We start from the raw sequence: 20,977 nt of genomic DNA, 5'->3' as shown, positions 1-20,977 counted from the left end.
TTCCGCATTTGGGCGGGACACATCCAGCGATAATTGGCGCTACGCGCAGACCGGTAAGCGTACGTCGATAGCCTCGAACCCGGCGTCGCAGCCCCGATATCGCGACATACCCTTCAATGGGCGGCAGGGGAATTATCTCCGATTCGTCGTTAGCGGTCGCCGGGGCCACGCCGGGGCGACCGGTGGTGGGCCGGAGTTGTCCGCTGGGGTCGCCGACCGGTTCATACCCGCTTCTACCAGGGACGATTCCCCTGGAAGCCGACTGCCGTCCGGCTCATCCGCACGCCCTGTATCCCACCGACCAGTCAACTGCCCGAATCAGGGGTCCGCGACTGTCGCGCGTTGTAGACCTCCGACGGAGACCGCCGAACCCGTGATGTTCCCCACCCGAGAATTACGCCTGGGTAACGGGGCTCCAACAGTCCTGCACGATTGTCGTTGGGTAGGCGGGCGTGGGCGTACGCTCTGCGTCCGTAACGTGGGATGCCGGCAGCACAGCGCAGGCCGGTTCAAGGGCAGCCACCGCAACCACGCGGTGTGCAATGGGAAGGGAGACGTCTTGCGCTCGGTGCGTGGGATGCGGATTGCCTCGGTCATCGCGGCGGGTGGGCTCGTACTGAGCGCCGCCGCTTGTGGCGAGGCTCCGGATGAGGAGAACAACGCCGGTTCCGGCGGCGAGAAGTTCAGCGCCTGCATGGTCACCGACGTCGGCGGCATCGACGACAAGTCGTTCAACACCTCGGCCTGGAAGGGCCTCGAGGCCGCCAAGGCCGCGAACAGCAACATCGAGATCAAGTACGTGGCCTCCAAGGCCGAGGCGGACTACGAGCCGAACCTCACCCAGTACGTCAACCAGGACTGCAACTTCATCCTGGCCGTCGGCGGTCTGATGGGCGACGCCACCAAGAAGATCGCCGAGGCGAACCCGGACCAGCAGTTCGGCATCGTCGACGCCAACCCGGGCGTGACCAACGTCTTCCCGATGGAGTTCGACACCGCGCAGGCCGCCTTCCTCGCCGGCTACGTAGCCGCGGGCATGAGTGAGAGCGGCAAGGTGGGCACCTACGGCGGCGTCAAGATCCCGCCGGTGACCATCTTCATGGACGGCTTCGTCGACGGCGTCGCCCACTACAACAAGGCCAAGGGCGCCAACGTCCAGGCCCTCGGTTGGAACAAGGCGACCCAGAACGGCTCCTTCGCCAACACCTTCGAGAAGCAGGACGACGGCAAGAAGGTCAGCGACGCGCTGGTCGCCCAGGGCGCGGACATCATCATGCCGGTCGCCGGTGGCGCCGGCCTCGGCACCACCGCCGCGGCCCAGGCCTCGGGCGGCAAGTACACCGCCATCTGGGTGGACGTCGACGGCTGCGAGAGCACCCAGAACTGCGCGGCGATCCTGACCACCGTGGTGAAGAACATGCCGGACGCCGTCAAGGACGCCGTGCTCAAGGCCGCCGGTGGCGAGAAGCTCAACGCCGAGGAGGGCTTCGTCGGCACCCTGGCCAACAACGGCGTCTCGATCGCCCCGTTCCACGAGTTCGACAGCAAGGTCCCGGCCGAGCTCAAGGCCGAGGTCGAGAAGCTGAAGGCGGACATCGTCGCCGGCACCGTCAAGGTCGAGTCGGCCGCCCAGCCGAAGTGACCCTTGGTCGCCTGCCTGCGATGGGACGATCACCGCAGGCGGGCGGCCAGCCGAGCCACAGCATGATCCGGCCGCCCCGCGGCGGGTAACCCCCGCTGCCGGGGCGGCCGGTGGCGCACCCCGGTCCGGGTCGGCGTCACACCCCGGTCGTCAGCGGCTACGCTGCACCATCGCTTCGCACTCCAGGAGGTTGCGCTGAGACTCGAACTGCGCGGCATCACCAAGCGGTTCGGTGATCTGGTCGCCAACGACCACATCGATCTGACGGTGGAGCCTGGAGAGATTCACGCCCTGCTCGGCGAGAACGGTGCCGGCAAGTCGACCCTGATGAACGTGCTCTACGGGCTCTACCAGCCGGACGAGGGCGAGATTCTGGTCGACGGCAAGCCGTTGAAGCTGCGCGGCCCCTCCGACGCCATCGCGGCCGGCATCGGCATGGTGCACCAGCACTTCATGCTCGTACCGGTCTTCACCGTCACCGAGAACGTCATGCTCGGTGCCGAGCAGGTGCGCGGTGGCATCGCCGGTTTCCTGGACCGGCGCCGGGCCCGGCGCGAGGTCGCCGAGGTGTCCGAGCGGTACAACCTGCGGGTCGACCCGGACGCGGTGATCGAGGACCTGCCGGTGGGTGTGCAGCAGCGGGTGGAGATCGTCAAGGCGCTGACCCGCGACGTGGACCTGCTCATCCTCGACGAGCCGACCGCGGTGCTAACCCCGCAGGAGACCGAGGAACTGCTCGCCGTGATGCGGTCGCTCAAGGCCGCCGGCAAGTCGATCGTCTTCATCACCCACAAGCTCGGCGAGGTGAAGGCGATCGCCGACCGGATCACCGTGATCCGGCGCGGCAGGACCGTGGGCACGGCCTCCCCGCAGGCCAGCCGCGACGAGCTGGCCGCCCTGATGGTCGGCCGTACCGTCCGACTAACCGTGGACAAGGCCCCGGCCACCGCCGGTGAGCCGGTCCTGGAGGTCGCCGGCCTGGTCGTCGACGACGACCGGCAGATCCGCGCGGTGGACGGTGTCGACCTGACGGTACGCGCAGGCGAGGTGCTCGGCATCGCGGGAGTGCAGGGCAACGGTCAGACCGAACTGGTCGAGGCGATCATGGGCTTGCGTCCGGTGCTCGCCGGCACGGTGAGCCTCGACGGGAAGCGCGTCGACGGCTGGTCGACCAAGAAGGTGTTGCGGGCGGGCGTCGGCTACGTCCCCGAGGACCGCAGCGTGGACGGTCTGGTCAAGGAGTTCTCCGTGGCGGAGAACCTGGTCCTGGACATCTACGACCGGCCCCCGTTCGGCCGGGGTCTGTCGATCAAGCCGGAGGCGATCGCCAGGTCGGCCAAGGAGCGAATCGAGCAGTTCGACGTCCGTACCTCGTCTGCCCAGGCGCCGGTCGGCACCCTCTCCGGCGGCAACCAGCAGAAGGTGATCGTGGCCCGGGAACTGTCCCGGCCCCTGAAGCTCTTCATCGCCGCCCAGCCCACCCGGGGGGTGGACGTGGGCTCGATCGAGTTCATCCACAGCCGGATCATCCGCGAGCGGGACATCGGCACCGCCGTGCTGGTGGTCTCCAGCGAACTCGACGAGGTGATCGGGCTGGCCGACCGGATCGCGGTGATGTATCGCGGCCGGGTCATCGGCATCGTCGGCCCGGACACCCCACGCGAGGAGATCGGCCTGCTGATGGCCGGCATCATGCCCGGCACCGAGGGTGAAGCACCCGGGGCCGACCCGGTCGCCGACGGCCGGGACGCGACCACCGATGCCGACACGGTCTCCGGCGGGGGCGTCACCGCGACCACCGACCGCGACGTCACGGCGACCACGGACGAGGTGGCTTCCGGTCCCGAGGGGCCAGGCAACGAGGACGAGAAGGCATGACCGACAACCTTCAGCCCGGCTCCCCGGACAAGGAGCCGGCGAGCCCGGAGCAGGCCGCCCACAGCGCGCTCGACAACACCGAGCAGGCCGAGGCCGCCACCACGCCGACCAGCCCGGAGCCGCGGCCCACCCTGGGACGGCTGTTCCTGGAGAACCTGTGGGCCGCCAACACCTTCACGGTGACCGTGCTGTCGCTGGTGCTGGCGATGGTCGTCGGCGCCATCCTGATGATCATCTCCGATCCGGACGTGCTGGCCACCTACGCCTACATCACGGCCCGCCCCTCGGACGCGATCAACTCCAGTTGGACCCTGGTCAGTGAGGCGTACGCGAACCTGTTCAAGGGCTCCGTCTTCGATCCGGGAGCGACCACCCTCACCGCCGCGTTGCATCCGATCTCGGAGACCCTCACGTACACCGCCCCCCTGGTCTTCACCGGCCTGTCGGTGGCGCTCGCCTTCCGGGGCGGCCTGTTCAACATCGGGGCCCAGGGGCAGGCCGTCATGGGCGTCGTGCTGGCCGCCCTGGCCGGCTTCCTGCTGCCGCTGCCGCCCGGGTTGCACCTGCTGGTCGCGGTGCTCGCCGGCGCGCTCGGCGGCGCCATCTGGGGCTTCATCCCGGGCATCCTCAAGGCGCGAACCGGCGCCCACGAGGTGATCAATACGATCATGCTCAACTACATCGCGGTCTACTTCCTGACCTGGCTGATCCTGCAGAACGGGGTGCAGGACCCGAACCGCACCGACGCGATCAGCCGGCCGGTGGACGCCTCCGCCCAACTGCCCCGCCTCTTCGGCGAGCCGCTGCGGGCGCACGCCGGCATCTTCCTGGCGGTGCTGGCCACCTGGGCGGTCGCCTGGCTGCTCAACCGCTCCACCCTCGGCTTCGAACTGCGAGCGGTGGGGGCCAACCCGGATGCGGCCCGGACCGCCGGCATCAGCGTCACCCGCACGTACGTCCTGGTCATGGTCTTCGCCGGGATCCTCGCCGGGCTCGGCGGTTCGCAGATGGTGCTCGGCACCACGGCCGCCGCGCTGACCCCCCTGGTGATCGCCCAGATCGGCTTCGACGGCATCCTGATCGCCCTGCTCGGCCGGGTGAAGCCGTGGGGCGTCGCAATGGCCGCGCTGCTGTTCGGCGCACTGCAGGCCGGCGGCAACCGGATGCAGTCGTACTCCGGGATCTCGCTGGAACTCGTCACCGTGCTTCAGGCGCTGATCGTCATCTTCATCGCCGCCCCCGCCCTGGTGAAGGCGATCTTCCAGCTCCGGGCCGCCCGCGCCGCCCGGCTCCAGACGAGCCTCGCGAAGGGCTGGTGAGGCATGTCCACCATGGCTGTTCCCGACGTCGCGGTCGCCTCGGTCGACGAGGGATTCTGGACCCGTACCCGCAAGGTCGGCGTGGTGCTGCTGGCGCTCGGCCTGCTGGCCACGGTGCTGTTCGGTGCCCTGGCCACCGGCGAGCAGGCCCGCTTCACCCTCAGCGAGGACGCCGCCGGAGCGGCGCTGGAGGTCAACGGCACGGTCGGTGCGATCGTCTTCGGGCTGATCACCCTGGCCGCCGGTGCGGCGATGCTCACCCGGCTGCCGAAGCGCTGGTTCCTCCCGGTGCTCGCGGTGGGCCTGGTCGCCTTCGTGCTCTCCTTCCTGTGCTGGCAGGTCTCCGCCGCGCCGGCCGGGCAGAACTTCATGCCCCTGGTCAACATCGTGCGGGGCACCTTCCTGCTGGCCCTGCCGCTGATCTTCGGCGCGCTGGCCGGGGTGCTCTGCGAGCGGTCCGGCGTGGTGAACGTGGCCATCGAGGGGCAGTTGCTGATGGGGGCGTTCAGCGGCGCGCTGTTCGGCAGCATCAGCGGCAACGTCTGGGTCGGTCTGGTCGCCGCCGCGATCGGCGGCTCCTTCATCTCGCTGCTGCTGGCCGTCTTCTCCATCAAATACCTGGTCGACCAGGTGGTCATGGGCATCGTGCTGAACCTGCTGGCGCTCGGCATCACCGGCTTCCTCTACGAGCGGCTGATGCAGACCAACTCGGAGCGCTACAACAGCGCCCCCCGGTTCAGCAACTGGGAGATCCCGCTGCTGTCGGACATCCCGCTGCTGGGCCCGGCGCTGTTCCGGGGCAACATCTTCCTCTACCTCGCCCTGCTGCTGGTGCTCGTCATCCACATCGCGCTGTTCCGTACCCGGTGGGGGCTGCGGACCCGTTCGGTCGGTGAGCACCCGACGGCGGCGGACACCCTCGGCGTGAAGGTGCTCGGGCTGCGCTACCGCAACGTGATCCTGGCCGGGGCGATCGCCGGCATCGGCGGTGCCTCGTACACCCTGGCGCTCTACTCGTTCACCAAGAACATGATCGGCGGCAAGGGCTTCATCGCCCTGGCCGCGCTGATCTTCGGCCGGTGGAGTCCGACCGGGGCGCTGCTCGCCGCCCTCTTCTTCGGCTTCGCCGACCAGTTGGCCACCTACCTGGGCGCGATCAACAGCATCATCCCCGGCCAGTTCCTGGCCATGCTGCCGTACCTTGCGACCATCCTGGCGGTGGCCGGACTGGTCGGCCGGGTGCGGGCACCGGCCGCGGACGGTAAGCCGTACATCAAGGGCTGAGCCAGGGAGCGGAGCATGGAGATCGACTGGGGGCGGCTGCGGGCCGCGGCCACCGAGGTGATGCGGCACGCGTACGTGCCGTACTCGAACTTCCCGGTGGGAGCGGCGGCGCTTGTCGACGACGGCCGGATCGTGGTCGGCTGCAACGTCGAGAACGCCGCGTACGGCGTGGTGCTCTGCGCCGAATGCGGAGTGGTCTCCTCCCTGCACGCCACCGGGGGAGGCCGGATCGTCGCGCTGTCCTGCGTCGACGCCACCGGTGAGCCGCTGATGCCGTGCGGACGGTGCCGGCAGCTGCTCTGGGAACAGGGTGGACCGGACTGCCTGATCGAGGCCAGGAGCGGGCCGCTGCGGATGTCCGAACTGCTGCCGCACGCCTTCGACGTGGGCGACCTGGAGGCGGTCACCGGCGAGCAGTCGGTGCCGGAGGTACCCGCCCGGTTGGCCGCCTGGCGTGGCCGGGGCACCGTCTTCGTACACCCCGACCTGTCCGCCGGGCAGCAGATCTGGACGGCGTACTGGGAACGGTCCTCCGGCGAGGACGCGGGGGCCGAGACCGGGGTGCTGGAGGAGGGGCCGAGCTGGGGCGATCCGGCTGAGGCGATCAGCTGGGGGTTGGCGCGGACGCCTCGGGTCGTGGTGGTGGACGCGTCCGGCGCGATCTTCTGGGCTGGTGAGGGTGAGCCGCCGGCGGAGGTTCCGGATCGCTGGGGTGGCTGAGCTTGGGGGGATGGGCCGACCGGGACCGGCTCCGGGCGGTCAGGCTTGATCCCTCCGCCGGTCCCGGTCGGCCCATCCCCTCGGTGGGTGCGGTGGGCGAACCGGTATCACCATGCGACTAGGGAAGAGCTGTCTGATGAGTGGGTTTGCGGCGGTTGATGTTATTCGGGTGAAGCGGGACGGGGGGGTGCTCTCCGACTCGCAGATCGACTGGGTGGTGGATGCGTACACCCGGGGGGTGGTGGCCGACGAGCAGATGTCGGCGCTGGCCATGGCGATCCTGCTCAACGGGATGACCCCGGCGGAGATCGCCCGGTGGACCGCCGCGATGATCGCCAGCGGTGAGCGGCTTGATCTGTCCTCGGTGGCCCGGCCCACCGTGGACAAGCACTCCACCGGTGGGGTCGGTGACAAGATCACTCTGCCGTTGACCCCGCTGGTGGCGGCCTGCGGTGCGGCCGTGCCGCAGCTGTCCGGCCGAGGGCTGGGGCACACCGGCGGCACCCTGGACAAACTGGAGTCCATTCCCGGGTGGCGGGCCGCGCTGAGCAACCAGGAGTTCATCGCGCAGCTGCGCGACATCGGCGCGGTCATCTGCGCCGCCGGGTCGGGGCTGGCCCCGGCCGACCGCAAGCTGTACGCGCTGCGCGACGTCACCGGCACGGTGGAGGCGATTCCGCTGATCGCCAGCTCGATCATGAGCAAGAAGATCGCCGAGGGCACCGGGGCCCTGGTGCTCGACGTCAAGGTCGGCTCCGGCGCGTTCATGAAGTCCGTCGACGATGCCCGGCAGTTGGCCCGGACCATGGTCGAACTGGGTGGCGCGCACGGGGTGAAGACCGTGGCCCTGCTCACCGACATGTCCACCCCCCTAGGTCTGACCATCGGCAACGGGGTGGAGGTGACCGAGTCCGTCGAGGTGCTCGCCGGTGGCGGCCCCGCCGACGTGGTGGAACTGACCCTGGCCCTGGCCCGGGAGATGCTCGACGCCGCCGGGCTGACCGACGCCGATCCGGCCGCCGCCCTGCGGGACGGGCGGGCGATGGACGTGTGGCGCGCGATGATCCGCGCCCAGGGGGGCGACCCGGATGCCCCGATGCCCCAGGCCCCCGAGGTGGAGGTGGTCCGGGCGGACTCCGACGGCCACGTGGCGGCGATCGACGCGTACGCCATGGGGGTTGCGGCCTGGCGACTGGGTGCCGGCCGGGCCCGCAAGGAGGACCCGGTCAGCGTGCCCGCGGGGGTGGTGCTGCACAAGCGCCCCGGTGACCCGGTGCGGGCCGGCGAGCCGCTGTACGAGTTGCGCGCCGAGCGGGCCGAGAGCATCCCGGCCGCACTGGCGCAGGCGGCCTCGGCGGTGACCGTGGCGGCGCAGCCACCGGCATCGACCCCGCTGGTGATCGAACGAATCGAGTGAGTCGACCCGCCCTCTTGACCCATGGTGCCCGACCATTCGGGCCGCTACTCTCGCAGGCCAGGGGGGACCGCCGGCGCCGCGAGGCCGTTAGCAGACAGGGATCTTGCTGTGATCGTTCCTGCCCCGGACCCCCGGGAAGTGCGTGAGGCGAGCCTGGAGGAGCTGTCCCGGTTGGGGCTGCCGCTGCCACCTCCGCAGTTTCCGCTGGTGTGGGAGCCGGGCGACCGGATCGAGCTGCGGCCCACCGTGGAGATCGAGGCGCGGATCGCGGTACTGCATCTGATCCTGGCCCGCTGCTTCGGCATGCCGGCCCGGGCGGCGATGAGTTGGCTGCTGGCCTCGCATCTGGTGGAGATGGTCACCCCGCCGGAGTTCCAGTTCGTCACCGGGGCCAAGGGGGACCACCGTTCGTTCGTCCTGCACCACGACGCGGTGTTCTCGCTGGCCTGGGTGCTCGGCCTGACCAAGCAGCTGGACCCCACCCTGGCGGTGGACGAGCGGCTGGTGGAGCGACTGCCGAACATCGTCGAGGGGGAGACCTTCCCGCAGTGGCGCTCCCGCATCCTGACCGCGCCGCAACATCCGGCGGACGCGGCGGCCCTGCTGGACCTGCACTACTGCCTGGACTGGGCTTACCTTGAGGTGGACCGGGCCGGTGGGGTGCTGCCCGGCCTGGTCGACGCCAACGCGATCGGCCAGCGACGATGGGCCCTGGAGTGGGCGGTGATCCTGCGCGGGCCGTACCACGACGAACCCCCGGGTTGGGAAGAGGTGGATCTCTCCACCTAGCGGGGGCGGTACACCCCCAGCCGGACCGCCATCCGCACCCGGACCGGCTCGCCCAGGCCCCCGATCCGGTCGGCCAACCCCGCCGGGTCGGCGTGCCAGGCGCTCGGCCCCATGCCGACCAGGGTGGCCACCTCCGCATGCGACAGGGTCAACTCCCGCCGGTGCACGGTGCTGGACTCCTCGACGAAGTGGTCCCCGAGGCTGGCCGCCACCCGGTCCACCTTGGCCGGGTCGACCCGCAGCAGACCCAGGGCGTCGACCAGTTCGGTCAGGTGCTCGGCGGTCGGGGTGACCACCAGCAGCCGCCCGGCCGGGTCGATGACCCGGCGGAACTCCGGCCCGTTGCGGGGGGCGAAGACGTTCAGCAGCAGCGCCACCGAGGCGTCCGCCAACGGCAGCCGCTGCCAGGTGTCGGCCAGGGCGGCGCTGCCGCGCGGGTGTGCCCGGGCGGCCCGGCGTACCGCGGGCTTGGCGATGTCCAGCGCCAGACCGACCGCCGCCGGCACCGCCGCCAGCACCGCCGCGAGGTGCCGACCGGTGCCCGCTCCGGCATCCACCACCAGGGGGTACGCCCGCGCCGTACCGGCGGGTGGGGAGGGTAGGTGGCGCGCGGCGGCCTCGGCCAGGGCGGTGGAGATGATGTCGTAGTGGCCGGCGGCCAGGAACTGGGCCCGCGCGGCGATCATCTCCGTCGTGTCGCCGAGGTGCGGGGCCCTACCGGTCAGCAGGTTGACGTAACCCTGCCGGGCGATGTCGAAGCTGTGCCGGCGTGGACAGCGCAGGGCCTGGCCGCCATCGGCGGTGATGGTCAGCCCCTCGCCGCAGACCGGGCAACGCAGGCGCTCGACGACCCGGGGATCCGGTCCAACTGCGGTCACCCGGTCATTGTCCCCGCTGTCGGCTGGGGAGGGTCGGCGCAGGGTACTAGGGTCAGAGCATGGTCACGACTCTGCGGTACGAGGACATCGTCAAGGCACCCAAGGCGCTGCTGCACGACCACCTGGACGGCGGCCTGCGACCTGCGACGATCATCGACCTGGCTGCCGAGATCGGACATCCGCTGCCCACCACCGACCCCCAGGAGTTGGGCCGGTGGTTCGTGGCGGCGGCCGACTCCGGGTCGTTGGAGCGTTACCTGGAGACCTTCGCGCACACCGTGGCCGTGATGCAGACCCCCGCCGCGCTGCGTCGGGTGGCCCGGGAGTGCGCCCTGGACCTGGCCGCCGACGGGGTGGTCTACGCCGAGGTGCGGTTCGCGCCGGAGCAGCACCTGGAACGGGACCTGAGCCTGGACGAGGTGGTCGAGGCGGTGCTGGCCGGGTTCGCCGAGGGCAGCGCCCTGGCCGCCGAGTCCGGTACCCCGATCCGGGTCGGCACCCTGCTGACCGCGATGCGGCACGCGGCCCGCTCGCAGGAGATCGCCGAGTTGGCCGTCCGGCACCGCGACCACGGGGTGGTCGGCTTCGACATCGCCGGGGCGGAGGCGGGCTTCCCGCCCACCCGGCACCTGGACGCCTTCGAATACCTCCAGCGGGAGAACTTCCACTTCACCATCCACGCCGGTGAGGCCTTCGGGCTGCCCTCGATCTGGCAGGCCATCCAGTGGTGCGGGGCGGACCGCCTGGGCCACGGGGTACGCATCGTCGACGACATCACCCCCGGTGCCCAGCCGGTGCTCGGTCGGCTGGCCGCGTACGTGCGGGACAAGCGCATCCCGCTGGAGTTGTGCCCCTCGTCGAACGTGCAGACCGGGGCTGCCCCCTCGATCGCCGAGCACCCGATCGGACTGCTCCGTGACCTGCGGTTCCGGGTGACCGTCAACACCGACAACCGGTTGATGAGCGGCACCTCGGTCTCCCGGGAGATGGCCCTGCTCTGCGACGCCTTCGGCTACGGCTGGCGCGAGTTGCAGTGGTTCACCATCAACGCGATGAAGAGCGCCTTCATCCCCTTCGACGAGCGCCTTCAGATCATCGACGAGGTGATCAAGCCGGCGTACGCGAAGCTGCTGGGCTGAGAGCCGGGGCCCGGCCTCACCGCACGGGTGGCCCACCTGCGGCGCGCAGGTGGGCCACCCGGCGCAGCACCTCCCGGCCGCGGGCCGCCTCCGCGCCGAGGCCGGTCTGTCGACGCAGCACGGCCGGTTCGGCGCGCAGCAGGGCCATCCCGCGCCGCAGCAGCACCCGGGGGCCCTTGCGCTGCTCGGCGAGATCCCGGCTCAACCGTCGCAGGAAGGTCGCCCCACGCGGCCGACGCAGGGCGTACGCCCCGGCCAGCAGGCCGCGTTGTCGGCATTCCTCGACGATCTCGGCAGCGAAAATCCCTTCGGCGACGAAAAGTGGCGCATCGGCCAGATCAAATCGTCGGGTGGTCACCCGGCGATCCTCATTTATGGCATAGACCGGCACGTCTGCCTGACCGTGACGAACCAGTTGGGCAATGGTCTCCACGGCAGTGACGGCATCCCAGGAAGCGGGCGATTCCCAGTCGATCTGCCCGTTCCGTCGAGGTAACGTAGGGTCATCGCCGTCCTTGTAGAAGTCGTCCAGGCAGAGGACCGGAAGTCCTGTTTGACGCGCTATGTACGACTTTCCAGAGCCAGAAGGACCGGCAAGTAGGACGACTCGGCGCATGGTGCTCATTACTTTAAGTGACTCCGGACAGACGGACCGCGATCAAATTGCATCAACATCTCATCACACCGCCAGCTAGGGCCAACCTGGGCTTTCTCTTTGTCGACGGGCGTGATGGAATCTCGGATGGTCCGACCCACCGGGTCGGCTGCTGGGCGTTGCCCGCAGGCAACGCGGACGCTGCAATCACGAGGGCGGTGACGTGAGCAAACGGCCGAAGACGGCAGGTTCCTTCCTGTCGCGTCTGGGCCGGCCGACTGGTCGGCTCCGCGACATGCCGATCTGGTCAAAGCTCGGTCTCATCATGATCGTGCCGACCATCGCCACGGTCGTCGTGGGTACCAGCGGCCTGTTGGACCACCTGGATTCGCTGGGTGACGCCAACCGTGCTGGTGACCTCGCCCAGCTCATCGGCCACTCCGGTGCCCTGGTGGACGGCCTGCAGGACGAGCGGACCGCAGCGGTGCTGCTGCTGGGGGTGCCGCCGCAGCAGCAGGGGCAGCCCGAGCCGGAAGAGAAGAAGAAGTACACCGCCCTCTACAACGAGGTGTCGAACCGGGTCGACGAGTTCAAGGTCCCCTACTCCCAGCAGCGGTCCGAGCTCACCGACCTGCCGGCCAGCCTCGCCGGGCTGCTCAACCAGATCGACGGGCGGCTGACCGACCTGCCGGGCACCCGTAGCCAGGTCTTCAACGGCAAGTTCAAGATCACGGATGCCCTCCAGTCCTACGACGAGCTGATCAACCAGATGCTCACCATCCGCGACTCGGCCAGCCAGCTGGCCGGTGACAACGAGCTCAGCGACCGGATGCGGGCAGCGGCCGCCGTGGCCCGGGAGAAGGAGTGGCTCTCCGTACGCCGGGTCGTGGTGCACCGGGCTCTCCAGCGGGGCATGAGTTCCGCCCTGCGGACGGACTACATCGCCAGCGAGACCGGCCAGCAGCAGGCCCAGCAGAGCTTCACCTCGGTGGCCACCGAGGAGGAGGCGGAGTACCACGCCCAGACCATCGGCGGTGGTGACCGCCGGCAGGCCACGATCTACATCAGCCAGGTCAACGCGGACACCTCCCCGGATCTCTCCGGGGTCTCCTTCAACGCCGACCAGTGGGACGCCGCGCTGGTCGCCAACGGCAAGCTGATCCGTACGGTGGAGGCGAAGTTCGACTCCGACGTGCAGACCCAGGCCGCGGAGCTCCGCTCCGACGTGCAGCGTCAGGTGTTCCTGGAGACCGGTCTGCTGCTGAGCATGCTGCTGCTGGCCATCATCCTGGCCTACCTGGTGGCCCGCTCGATGGCCCGCTCGCTGCGTGAACTGCGCCAGGGTGCGCTCTCCGTCGCCCAGTACGGGTTGCCCCAGGCCGTGGCCCGACTGCGGGATCCGCAGGTCACCGGGCAGCTCTCCCCGGTGCAGTTGGCCAACCAGATCGCCGAGCCGCTGCCGGTCCGCAGCCGCGACGAGTTCGGTCAGGTGACCGAGGCCTTCAACGCGGTCCACCTGGAGGCCGTCCGTACCGCCGCCGAGCAGGCCGCGCTGCGGGCATCGGTGGCCACCATGTTCGTCAACCTGGCTCGCCGGTCGCAGATTCTGGTCGACCGGCTGATCGGGCACCTGGACCGGCTGGAGCGCGGCGAGGAGGACCCGGACCGGCTGGCCGAGCTGTTCCAGCTGGACCACCTGGCCACCCGGATGCGCCGCAACGACGAGAACCTGCTGGTCCTCGCCGGTGCCGACTCGACCCGGGTGCAGCGCGAGCCGGCCGCCCTGATCGACGTGCTGCGCGCCGCCCAGTCGGAGGTCGAGCACTACACCCGGATCGAGTTCGGGGTGATCGACCGCGACATCGAGGTGGCCGCGCACGCGGTGAACGACCTCGTGCACCTCGTCGCCGAGCTGTTCGACAACGCCACCGCCTTCTCGCCGCCGGATTCGCAGGTGCTGGTCGAGGCCCGCCGGGTCGGCGACCGCGCCTCCCTGTACGTCGAGGACCGGGGCATCGGGATCAGCCCCGAGCAGTTGACCGACCTGAACGAACGACTGGCCACTCCGCCCCAGGTGGACGTGGCGGTCTCCCGGATGATGGGCCTGGTCGTGGTCGCCCGGCTGGCCTCCCGGCACGCCGTCAAGGTCGAGCTGCGCCCCGGCACCGATCGCGGCACGGTGGCTGATGTCACCCTGCCCCCCACCGTGCTGGTGCCCCGGGCCCTCTCGGGCCGTGGCCCGCAGCCCGCCGCCCTGCCCGCACCGGCCGGACCGTCCCCCGCCTTCGGGGCCCTGCCCGCCCTGGGCAACGGCCCGAGCGCGCCGGCGAACCCGGCCGCCCCGGCACCGGGGGTCGGCGGCTCCGGTAACCAGGTGACCCTGGGCGGTCGGCCCTTCGAGCCGGCCAACCGCAACGGTGCGGGCAACCCGGCCACCGTGGCCGGTGCCGGCAACCTGCCCGCCTGGTCGGACCTCACCGGCGCCAGCGGCGTCACCGGCGGTGCCAACAGCTTCACCCCCCGCTCCACCAACGGCCAGCCGGCCGATCCGCTGCCGCAGCGGCGGGCCGCCGAGGAGCAGGGTGGCGGCGGGCAGCACGCCATCCCCCGTCAGCTGCCGAGCAGCCCCGAGGTCGGGCCGTACGCTCCGCCCGCGGTGTCGGCACCACCCATCCCGCCGGTCTCCTCGCCGCCGGTCTCGGGCACGCCGTACTCCGCCCCGCCGGTCTCGGCGGCCCCGGTCTCCGGTCAACCGGTTTCGGCCGCACCGATCTCGCCTCCGCCCGGTAGCTCCTTGCCCCAGCGTCCGGTCTCGGCCGGCCCGGCCACCTCGGCACCACCGGCCTGGCCGCCGGTCGCCGGTGAGCCTCCGGCCCCGGCCGTGCCGGAGCGGCTGGCCGCCGCCCTGGACATGACCACGGAGCTGCCTCGGGTGCCGCGTCCGGCAGCACAGCCGGCACCCCCTGCCCGGCCGGCCCCGCCGACCATCCCCACGCCGCCGCAGGTGCAGAACCGGCAGCGGTACGCGGATGAGACGATGGAGCTGCCGATCTTCCGGGAGCTCGAGTCGGCGTGGTTCCGTACCCGCCGTTCCGGCCCGGAAGAGTCCGCAGGTGCCCGCCAGCCGGCGGCGAACGGGGCACCTACCCAGCAGTTCTCCACGGTCGACACCGCCGGTCGGCCCAGCCAGCAGAACCAGACCGGGACGACAGGTAACGCACCGATGGCAGAGACTCCGACGGCCGCAGGCGGGCCGGGTGGGAACGGCACCGCAGCGAACGGCGGCCTGCGCCCCGGTGCTGCCGAAAGCCGACCCGCCTTCCGTCCGCCATCGCCGGAGAGCGTGTGGCAGACTGCGGCCGACGACGGCTGGCGGGCGGCCTCCGCCGCCAGTCAGGCGCCGGCCGCCGGCACCACCCAGACCGGGCTGCCCAAGCGCACGCCGATGGCGCAGCTCGTTCCGGGCGCGGTGGAGAAGCCCACCAACTCGGTGCAGCGACGCAACCCGGAATCGGTGCGCGGGCTGCTTTCCGCCTATCACCGGGGTGTCCAGCGGGGGCGCAACAACCCGTCGGACGGCAACCCGACCGGCCCGGAGGGGACTCCGGGCGGGCCGCAATCCTCGCAGTCTGGCTCAGGCCCGGTGGCCGGGAGCAGGCAGAAGGAGCAAGAAGGATGACTAGTACGCAGGATCTCGGTTGGCTGCTGGCCAACTTCGCCGATCGGGTACCCGGTGTCGCCCACGCGGTCGCCGTCTCCGCGGACGGCCTGCTCCTGGCGTCGTCACGCGACCTTCCCCGGGACCGGGCGGACCAGCTGGCGGCGATCGCCTCCGGCCTGGTCAGCCTGACCCAGGGCGCGGCCCGGTGCTTCGAGGGCGGTGCCGTGTTGCAGACCGTGGTCGAGATGGACAACGGCTTCCTGTTCCTGATGTCGATCTCCGACGGGTCGTCGTTCGCGGTGCTCGCGGCCCGCAGCTGCGACGTGGGACAGGTCGGCTACGAGATGGCCCTGCTCGTGGACCGGGTGGGCGACGCCCTGACCCCGCAGCCGCGTACGGCTGTGGGGATGATGGGCTGATCGTCACGCCAGCCGGTGGGGCGGGCGGGGCGACAACACTGCATACGACGGGTAGCACCGGTGGTTTCCGGTGCCGGGTACGAAGGAGGTGAGCGGCGACATGGATCGTGACGAGCCGACCGGTGCGTTGGTCCGTCCCTACGCCGTTACCCGCGGTCGTACCCGTCCCCGCCTCGACATCGCCTTGGAGGCGTTGGTCGAGACGACGGTGCGCGGTCGGGCCGTTGCCACTGGCAACGCTGGTCAAGGCCGTGAACACCAGTACATCGCCGCGCTGTGTGACGGACGCGTGCAGTCGCTCGCCGAGATCGCGGCGCGGATGCAGCTTCCGCTCGGGGTGGCCCGGGTGCTCATCGCCGACATGGCGACGGACGGCCTGGTCGCGGTCCACGAGCCGACCATCCTGGACGACTCGGACGACGCGGTGGGCACTGAACTGCTGGAGAGGGTGCTGAGTGGACTTCGCAGGCTCTGACATGTCGCACCGGCCGCCGGTCCCGAGCGGGCGCGTGACGTCGGCGAAGATCGTTATCGCCGGCGGATTCGGCGTCGGCAAGACGACGCTGGTCGGTTCGGTCTCGGAGATCACGCCGCTGACCACCGAGGCCATCATGACTTCCGCCGGGGTGGGCGTCGACGACACCCGGCAGGTGCCGGGGAAGACGACCACCACGGTGGCCATGGACTTCGGCCGTATCTCGATCGATCGTGACCTGATCCTGTACCTGTTCGGTACGCCGGGTCAGACCCGCTTCTGGTTCATGTGGGATGAGCTGGTCCGGGGCGCGATCGGCGCGGTGGTCCTGGTGGACACCCGGCGGCTGGCCGACTGCTTCGCGGCGATCGACTTCTTCGAGCATCGGCGGCTGCCCTACCTGGTGGCCATCAACTGTTTCGACGGAATGCAGTACCACGACCCCCAGGATGTCCGCGAGGCTCTCGCGATCTCCAACGATGTACCGGTCGTGGCCTGTGACGCCCGGAACCGGGAGTCGACGAAGCACGTGCTGATCTCCCTCGTCGAGTACGTGCTCACCATGCGCCGCTCGCGGGCCGTGGCCCCGGCCTGACACCTCGCTTCGCAGCGCCCGGTGACGGCTCCGGCCGACACCGGGCGCTGGTTGCTGTGCGCAGCCGAATCCGGGCCTGAGCCGCCCCGCTCCGGCCACCCGGTCATGTCGACCCGGTGAGCGTCCATCTGAGAGCGCGGAGGGCCCGGGCGGAGGAAGAACCATCACTGTCGCCGGTTCGGACGGCTCCGGCCACTGTGGCGGCCCGCGTGAATCCTCCGGCGGGTGTGGCAGGCCCGGGTACGCCCTCCAACGGCGGGCCGGGCGGGATCACCTACTGGTCAGGGACCGAGGCGGGACCAGGAACCGAGGCGGTCAGGAACGGTAGCCGGCGGAGCGGTACTCGTACTCCCGATCGTCGTCGCGGTCGCCGGTGTCCCGGCTGAAGTCCCAACCCCCGGCCGCTTCCCGGCCCGGCCGCCCACCGACGGCGAACCCGCCGATCTCCTGGCCCCGACGCCAGCCACGGAAGTAGCCGGTGGTGTTCTCGGCCAGGCTGGCCGCGTCCCGCACGATCCGCAGTGGACGCTCCTCGCGCAGCGGGGAGCCGGGCACCAGGTTGGCCTGCGGTACGCGCTTGGGCAGACCGGCGTCCGTCGCGGCACCCACCGCCGGGCGGGCGGCCTGCTCGGCGGCCTGCCAGCCGGTGTCGGCCTTGCTCGACCAGTTCAGATCGGCGTCCTCGCCGTGCCCGACGAACCAGGCCGACTTGGCCTGCGCGAAGATCAGCAGGTCACCGTCGCCCTCGTCGGAGATCGGCGAGGGCCGGTGCTCGATCGGCGGGGCCGGCCGGCGCGACGGCAGTGGCGGCGAGTCAAGCCGTTCGGCCAGGTGCCCGCGCTGCTCCTCCCTGGCCCGGTCCACCAGCCGCAGCGGCGGGTTCTCCAGGGAGGACTCTTCCGGGTTACGCAAGGCGCGGTCGGCCAGCGGCGGCGGCTCGACGAGCCGCAGCACCGGAGGCTCCGGCGGCAGGTCGTCGGCGAGCCAGGGTGGGGTCACCCGGCGTTCCGGGGTCAGTTCCGGCCCGGCCTCGGCGCCGACGTCCCGGTTGCGGTCGTCGTACCCGCCGGGATTGCGGGCCGGGGTGTCGGTGGGGTTCTCCGGGTTGTTGACCAACGGCCAGTTGGCGCGCGACCCGGGTGCGGCCGGCGGCTCCTGCCCAGGACGGGGCGTCGGCACCGGCACGTTGAGGTCGGTGGGGCTGAATCCCGGCGTCGGGGCCGGCGGGGCCGCGTTGGTCTTCGGCCGAGGCGGGATGACGGTGCGTTGCCGTTCCGCCCGGGCGCTGTTGATCGCCGCGGTGGTCAGGGTCGGCCGGAACGGCTCGCCGGCCTCGGCGGGCGGGATCGAGCCGCGTGGCGCCGGCGCGATCGGAGTGATCCCGGGCGGCGGGGGTGGGGTGGAGATCGGCCGGTTCGAGGGCCCCTCGACCCGGGATCCGGCGGACTCGGGACGCGCGGGCGGCGCCGAGACGGGAGGTCCGGCTACCGCGGCTGGCGCGATCGGGGCCGGGGTGACCGGCGGCGGTGCGACCGGCGGCGGGGTGACCGGGGCCGGTGCCACCGGCGGCGGACCCGTCGGCCGGGGTGCCGGCGGTGCGACGTTGCCCGACACGGGCTCGGGCCGGGCGCGGCGTCCGCCGGCCGGCTCCGGGCCGGTGGGGCGTACGGCACGCAGGCCGGCTGCGCTGGCGGCGGTGGCCAGTTCCCCGACCGGCTCGCCGCGCCGGGCGGCGGCCCGACGGCCGGTGGCCTGGGTCGGGCTGGTGGCCTGGGCCGGGCCGCTGGTACGAGCGTGCAGTGCCCCGACCAGCGCCTCGCAGCCGGCGTCACAGGCCCGCACACTGGCGACCGTCTGCCGGATGGTCTCGGCGGCGGCCGAGGTCAGGGCCCGGTTGACCGTGGACCGGCGGGGGGTCTCGGAGATGGCCACCCGCAGCGCGGTGACCGCCTCGTCGATCGCGGCCGGGTCGCCCACCCCGTCGGCGGCGAGCTGGGCGGCTACGGCGTCGGCCGTGACGGCGGCGTCCCGACCGGCATCGGTGAGCATGCTCGGCTCGGGCAGGGCCTCCAGCACCGCCAAGGGGATCGACTCCGCCGGGTCCGGGAAGGCCCGCAGGGCGGCCGGGTACAGCTCACGCAGCACCTCACGCAGGGCCACCGCGGCAGAGTGTCGACCACTGGTCAGCGCGGCGTGCGCGGAAAGTATCTGCTTGTAGCCGGCCAGGTCCCGGGGGGCCGGCAGGGTGACGGCCGACAGGGCGCCGGCCTGCAGGGCACGAGCCAGGCCGACCGCCCGCCGTACCGCCGGGGGAGACTGCATCTCCTCGATGGAGTCGTCGTCGGCGAACCGCTCGGCGAAGTCGTCCACCGAGTCGTCGTCCGCGATCGCCAACGGACGGCCAGCGGCGCTGAGCAGTGAGGTGACGGTGTGGTCGTCGGTGTCAGCGGCGATGGCCGCTCCGCTCGGCCCGCCGGAGCGGTCCACGAGCAGGGTGACCAGCCGGGCGTAGCCCGCCGGGTCGTCGCCGACCTCGCAGACGTGCAGCAGCCGGCCCGCGTCGTCGACCACAGCGGACGTAAGCGTCGATCCGGCCGAGGCCGGTCGGTCGGCCGGATCCGCCGAGGCCAGACCGCAGTACACGCGCACGAGCGCCACGGCGTCGTCCTCCTCCCGGGACACAGGGCTTAGCTCTGCCAGAGACTGATGCTCCCTGGTGTGGCTCAGTCGCGCCAGTCCACGACCGCAGAGATCTTTCCGACAATCGTCCGCCAGCCGAGACTTGCGGTTTGTGCCCCGATTTTCTTCAGCCGGCGACGCCCCAGGAAACCGCCGATTCCGCCATTGGCGGAGGCCCGCAACGCTTCGTCCAGGTCATCGAGGCTGGAGCCGGCGGAGAGCATGTCGAGCACGGCGGGCAGACGCAGCGCGTACGACAGGTCCCGGGCTACCTCGCCGGCCTCGATGAGCAGGGTCGGGTCCCAGGTGTCGTGCCCACCGCGCAGGTTCTCCACCACGAGGTCGAGCTCGTAGATGTCCTCGTCGCGGGGCGCGATGTCGGCCGGCTCCACCCGTTCGGACAATTCATTCCAGCTGTCCAGCTGAGAAAGGTCGTTCGGGGCCCCGGAGCGAACGAAGCTCACCAGCGACTCGGGGGTCTTGAACAGCAGCAGCCGTCCCCGGTGACTGAGGAAGATCGGCACCTCCTCGTCGCCGGCCTCGTCGGTGGCCTTGGCGTCGGAGTCTTCCTTGTCGTCCTCGTCGGAGTCCTTGGCGTCGGAGTCGCCGGCCTTGGCCCGCTTCTCCTCGTCCTCGCTCTCGGCGAACTCGCGGGCGATCTCCTCGTCGAGGATGACGACCTCATCGTCGTCGTCCTCCTCGGCCTCGACCACCTGGCGGCGGGCCAGGAAGGGGTCGTCGGCGTCACGCTCGGCGACATCGGTCGGGGTCAGCTCATTGGCCGGCCGGTACGCCCGCAGGGTGAAACCGGTGCCGGCAGGCAGGGCGATCTCCACCGGGTCGATCCGCAGCTCCTCCCAGAGGGCGCGGGATGCACCGGAATCGGCGGCGGTGGTGGCCTCCGACTCGTCGGTGGCGTCCGGCTCGGCGGGGCCGGTCGTGTCATCGAGCTCGGGCTCGTCGGCGTCCGGCCGTTGAGGCGACTGGCGGGCCACGGTGACCTCCGTGTGCGTCGGGCTGCCCACCCACCGGCGCGGGTGCCGGCGAGTGACTCTGGGCACATACCCTAGTTGGCTGCGCTGGGTGACCGGTGCCCGCCCCGGTGGCGGGGGTGTCGTCCGACAAGTAGCGTCTCTACGCATGAACGCCCAGGCGCTGCACGGTCACCTCGACTCTCTGCTGCTCGCCGTGCTGGAGCGGGGCGCCCTGCACGGCTACGCCATCATCGAGGCGCTGCGGGCCAGCAGCGACGGCCGGCTGGATCTGCCCACCGGCACGGTCTACCCGGCGTTGCGTCGGCTGGAGCGGGCCGGGCACGTGGCCAGCGTCTGGAGCACCGTCAACGGTCGAGAGCGGCGGACGTACGAGCTGACCGACGCCGGCCGACGCACCCTGGCCGAGCAGCGAGCGGGGTGGCGCGAATTCACCGCGACCGTCGGGCGGGTCCTGGACGCCAACCCGCCCTCGGCGGCATCAGGCTGATCACT

17 protein-coding genes are annotated in these 20,977 nt (G+C 71.2%); 13 read left to right on the top strand and 4 right to left on the bottom strand.

Annotated elements, in window-relative coordinates; translation table 11 throughout:
* Nucleotides 1-577: 577 nt before the first annotated feature.
* From OIE53_RS18565 to OIE53_RS18535, 7 genes are all read left to right on the top strand, one after another.
* Nucleotides 578-1,642 (top strand): BMP family lipoprotein, encoded by a 1,065-nt coding sequence (locus tag OIE53_RS18565; RefSeq protein WP_327022803.1) that lies wholly within the window; start codon nt 578-580, stop codon nt 1,640-1,642.
* A 162-nt stretch (nt 1,643-1,804) separates the two neighbouring features.
* Nucleotides 1,805-3,520 carry an ABC transporter ATP-binding protein gene (locus OIE53_RS18560; protein ID WP_327027274.1) on the top strand — a complete coding sequence of 572 codons (1,716 nt, stop codon included), beginning with the start codon at nt 1,805-1,807 and terminating at the stop codon, nt 3,518-3,520.
* Nucleotides 3,517-4,839, top strand: a complete 1,323-nt coding sequence (locus tag OIE53_RS18555) for an ABC transporter permease (RefSeq protein WP_327022802.1) — start codon at nt 3,517-3,519, stop codon at nt 4,837-4,839. Before OIE53_RS18560 ends, OIE53_RS18555 begins: the two co-directional genes overlap by 4 nt.
* A gap of 3 nt (nt 4,840-4,842) precedes the next feature.
* A complete protein-coding gene (locus OIE53_RS18550; RefSeq protein WP_327022801.1) occupies nt 4,843-6,123 on the top strand; it encodes an ABC transporter permease in 1,281 nt (426 codons plus the stop codon).
* 15 nt (nt 6,124-6,138) lie between these two features.
* Nucleotides 6,139-6,843 carry a cytidine deaminase gene (locus OIE53_RS18545; RefSeq protein WP_327022800.1) on the top strand — a complete coding sequence of 235 codons (705 nt, stop codon included), beginning with the start codon at nt 6,139-6,141 and terminating at the stop codon, nt 6,841-6,843.
* A 136-nt stretch (nt 6,844-6,979) separates the two neighbouring features.
* On the top strand, nt 6,980-8,260 hold the full coding sequence (locus tag OIE53_RS18540) for a thymidine phosphorylase (protein WP_327022799.1): 1,281 nt from the start codon (nt 6,980-6,982) through the stop codon (nt 8,258-8,260).
* Between the two features lie 108 nt (nt 8,261-8,368).
* Complete coding sequence (locus OIE53_RS18535; RefSeq protein ID WP_327022798.1) at nt 8,369-9,049, top strand: DUF4272 domain-containing protein; 681 nt, start codon at nt 8,369-8,371, stop codon at nt 9,047-9,049.
* Here the strand turns inward: OIE53_RS18535 and OIE53_RS18530 are convergent.
* Nucleotides 9,046-9,927 carry a putative RNA methyltransferase gene (locus tag OIE53_RS18530; RefSeq protein ID WP_327022797.1) on the bottom strand — a complete coding sequence of 294 codons (882 nt, stop codon included), beginning with the start codon at nt 9,925-9,927 and terminating at the stop codon, nt 9,046-9,048. The two genes, OIE53_RS18535 and OIE53_RS18530, sit on opposite strands and share 4 nt — an antisense overlap.
* Before the next feature lie 59 nt (nt 9,928-9,986).
* On the opposite strand from OIE53_RS18530, the gene OIE53_RS18525 reads away from it, so the two are divergent.
* Nucleotides 9,987-11,066, top strand: a complete 1,080-nt coding sequence (locus OIE53_RS18525; RefSeq protein WP_327022796.1) for an adenosine deaminase — start codon at nt 9,987-9,989, stop codon at nt 11,064-11,066.
* A gap of 16 nt (nt 11,067-11,082) precedes the next feature.
* Here the strand turns inward: OIE53_RS18525 and OIE53_RS18520 are convergent, their stop codons facing one another.
* A complete protein-coding gene (locus OIE53_RS18520) occupies nt 11,083-11,424 on the bottom strand; it encodes a hypothetical protein (RefSeq protein WP_327022795.1) in 342 nt (113 codons plus the stop codon).
* Nucleotides 11,425-11,884: 460 nt separating this feature from the next.
* On the opposite strand from OIE53_RS18520, the gene OIE53_RS18515 reads away from it, so the two are divergent.
* The 4 genes from OIE53_RS18515 to OIE53_RS18500 all read left to right on the top strand — a co-directional run bounded on the left by OIE53_RS18515 (nt 11,885) and on the right by OIE53_RS18500 (nt 16,811).
* Entirely contained in the window at nt 11,885-15,340 is a 3,456-nt protein-coding gene (locus OIE53_RS18515) for a sensor histidine kinase (RefSeq protein WP_327022794.1), read from the top strand.
* On the top strand, nt 15,337-15,741 hold the full coding sequence (locus tag OIE53_RS18510; RefSeq protein ID WP_013731521.1) for a roadblock/LC7 domain-containing protein: 405 nt from the start codon (nt 15,337-15,339) through the stop codon (nt 15,739-15,741). The genes OIE53_RS18515 and OIE53_RS18510 overlap by 4 nt, the downstream gene beginning before the upstream one ends.
* Before the next feature lie 100 nt (nt 15,742-15,841).
* Nucleotides 15,842-16,216 (top strand): DUF742 domain-containing protein, encoded by a 375-nt coding sequence (locus OIE53_RS18505; RefSeq protein ID WP_327027273.1) that lies wholly within the window; start codon nt 15,842-15,844, stop codon nt 16,214-16,216.
* Nucleotide 16,217: 1 nt separating this feature from the next.
* Nucleotides 16,218-16,811, top strand: a complete 594-nt coding sequence (locus OIE53_RS18500; RefSeq protein WP_327022793.1) for a GTP-binding protein — start codon at nt 16,218-16,220, stop codon at nt 16,809-16,811.
* Nucleotides 16,812-17,126: 315 nt separating this feature from the next.
* Here the strand turns inward: OIE53_RS18500 and OIE53_RS18495 are convergent, their stop codons facing one another.
* Complete coding sequence (locus tag OIE53_RS18495) at nt 17,127-19,493, bottom strand: transposase (protein WP_327022792.1); 2,367 nt, start codon at nt 19,491-19,493, stop codon at nt 17,127-17,129.
* Nucleotides 19,494-19,534: 41 nt separating this feature from the next.
* Nucleotides 19,535-20,515, bottom strand: a complete 981-nt coding sequence (locus OIE53_RS18490) for a DNA primase (protein WP_327022791.1) — start codon at nt 20,513-20,515, stop codon at nt 19,535-19,537.
* 115 nt (nt 20,516-20,630) lie between these two features.
* On the opposite strand from OIE53_RS18490, the gene OIE53_RS18485 reads away from it, so the two are divergent.
* Nucleotides 20,631-20,972 carry a PadR family transcriptional regulator gene (locus OIE53_RS18485; protein ID WP_327022790.1) on the top strand — a complete coding sequence of 114 codons (342 nt, stop codon included), beginning with the start codon at nt 20,631-20,633 and terminating at the stop codon, nt 20,970-20,972.
* Nucleotides 20,973-20,977: the final 5 nt, after the last annotated feature.

The organism is Micromonospora sp. NBC_01739 (genome assembly GCF_035920385.1).
Lineage (GTDB): Bacteria > Actinomycetota > Actinomycetes > Mycobacteriales > Micromonosporaceae > Micromonospora.
This window is presented reverse-complemented; position numbering and strand designations above follow the sequence as displayed.

Excerpts from the sequence above, each read along its gene's own strand:
- OIE53_RS18565 (WP_327022803.1), top strand. The coding sequence starts at position 578 with ATGCGGATTGCCTCGGTCATCGCGGCGGGTGGGCTCGTACTGAGCGCC.
- OIE53_RS18555 (WP_327022802.1), top strand. The coding sequence starts at position 3,517 with ATGACCGACAACCTTCAGCCCGGCTCCCCGGACAAGGAGCCGGCGAGC.
- OIE53_RS18550 (WP_327022801.1), top strand. The coding sequence starts at position 4,843 with ATGTCCACCATGGCTGTTCCCGACGTCGCGGTCGCCTCGGTCGACGAG.
- OIE53_RS18545 (WP_327022800.1), top strand. The coding sequence starts at position 6,139 with ATGGAGATCGACTGGGGGCGGCTGCGGGCCGCGGCCACCGAGGTGATG.
- OIE53_RS18540 (WP_327022799.1), top strand. The coding sequence starts at position 6,980 with ATGAGTGGGTTTGCGGCGGTTGATGTTATTCGGGTGAAGCGGGACGGG.
- OIE53_RS18525 (WP_327022796.1), top strand. The coding sequence starts at position 9,987 with ATGGTCACGACTCTGCGGTACGAGGACATCGTCAAGGCACCCAAGGCG.
- OIE53_RS18510 (WP_013731521.1), top strand. The coding sequence starts at position 15,337 with ATGACTAGTACGCAGGATCTCGGTTGGCTGCTGGCCAACTTCGCCGAT.
- OIE53_RS18505 (WP_327027273.1), top strand. The coding sequence starts at position 15,842 with ATGGATCGTGACGAGCCGACCGGTGCGTTGGTCCGTCCCTACGCCGTT.
- OIE53_RS18500 (WP_327022793.1), top strand. The coding sequence starts at position 16,218 with ATGTCGCACCGGCCGCCGGTCCCGAGCGGGCGCGTGACGTCGGCGAAG.
- OIE53_RS18485 (WP_327022790.1), top strand. The coding sequence starts at position 20,631 with ATGAACGCCCAGGCGCTGCACGGTCACCTCGACTCTCTGCTGCTCGCC.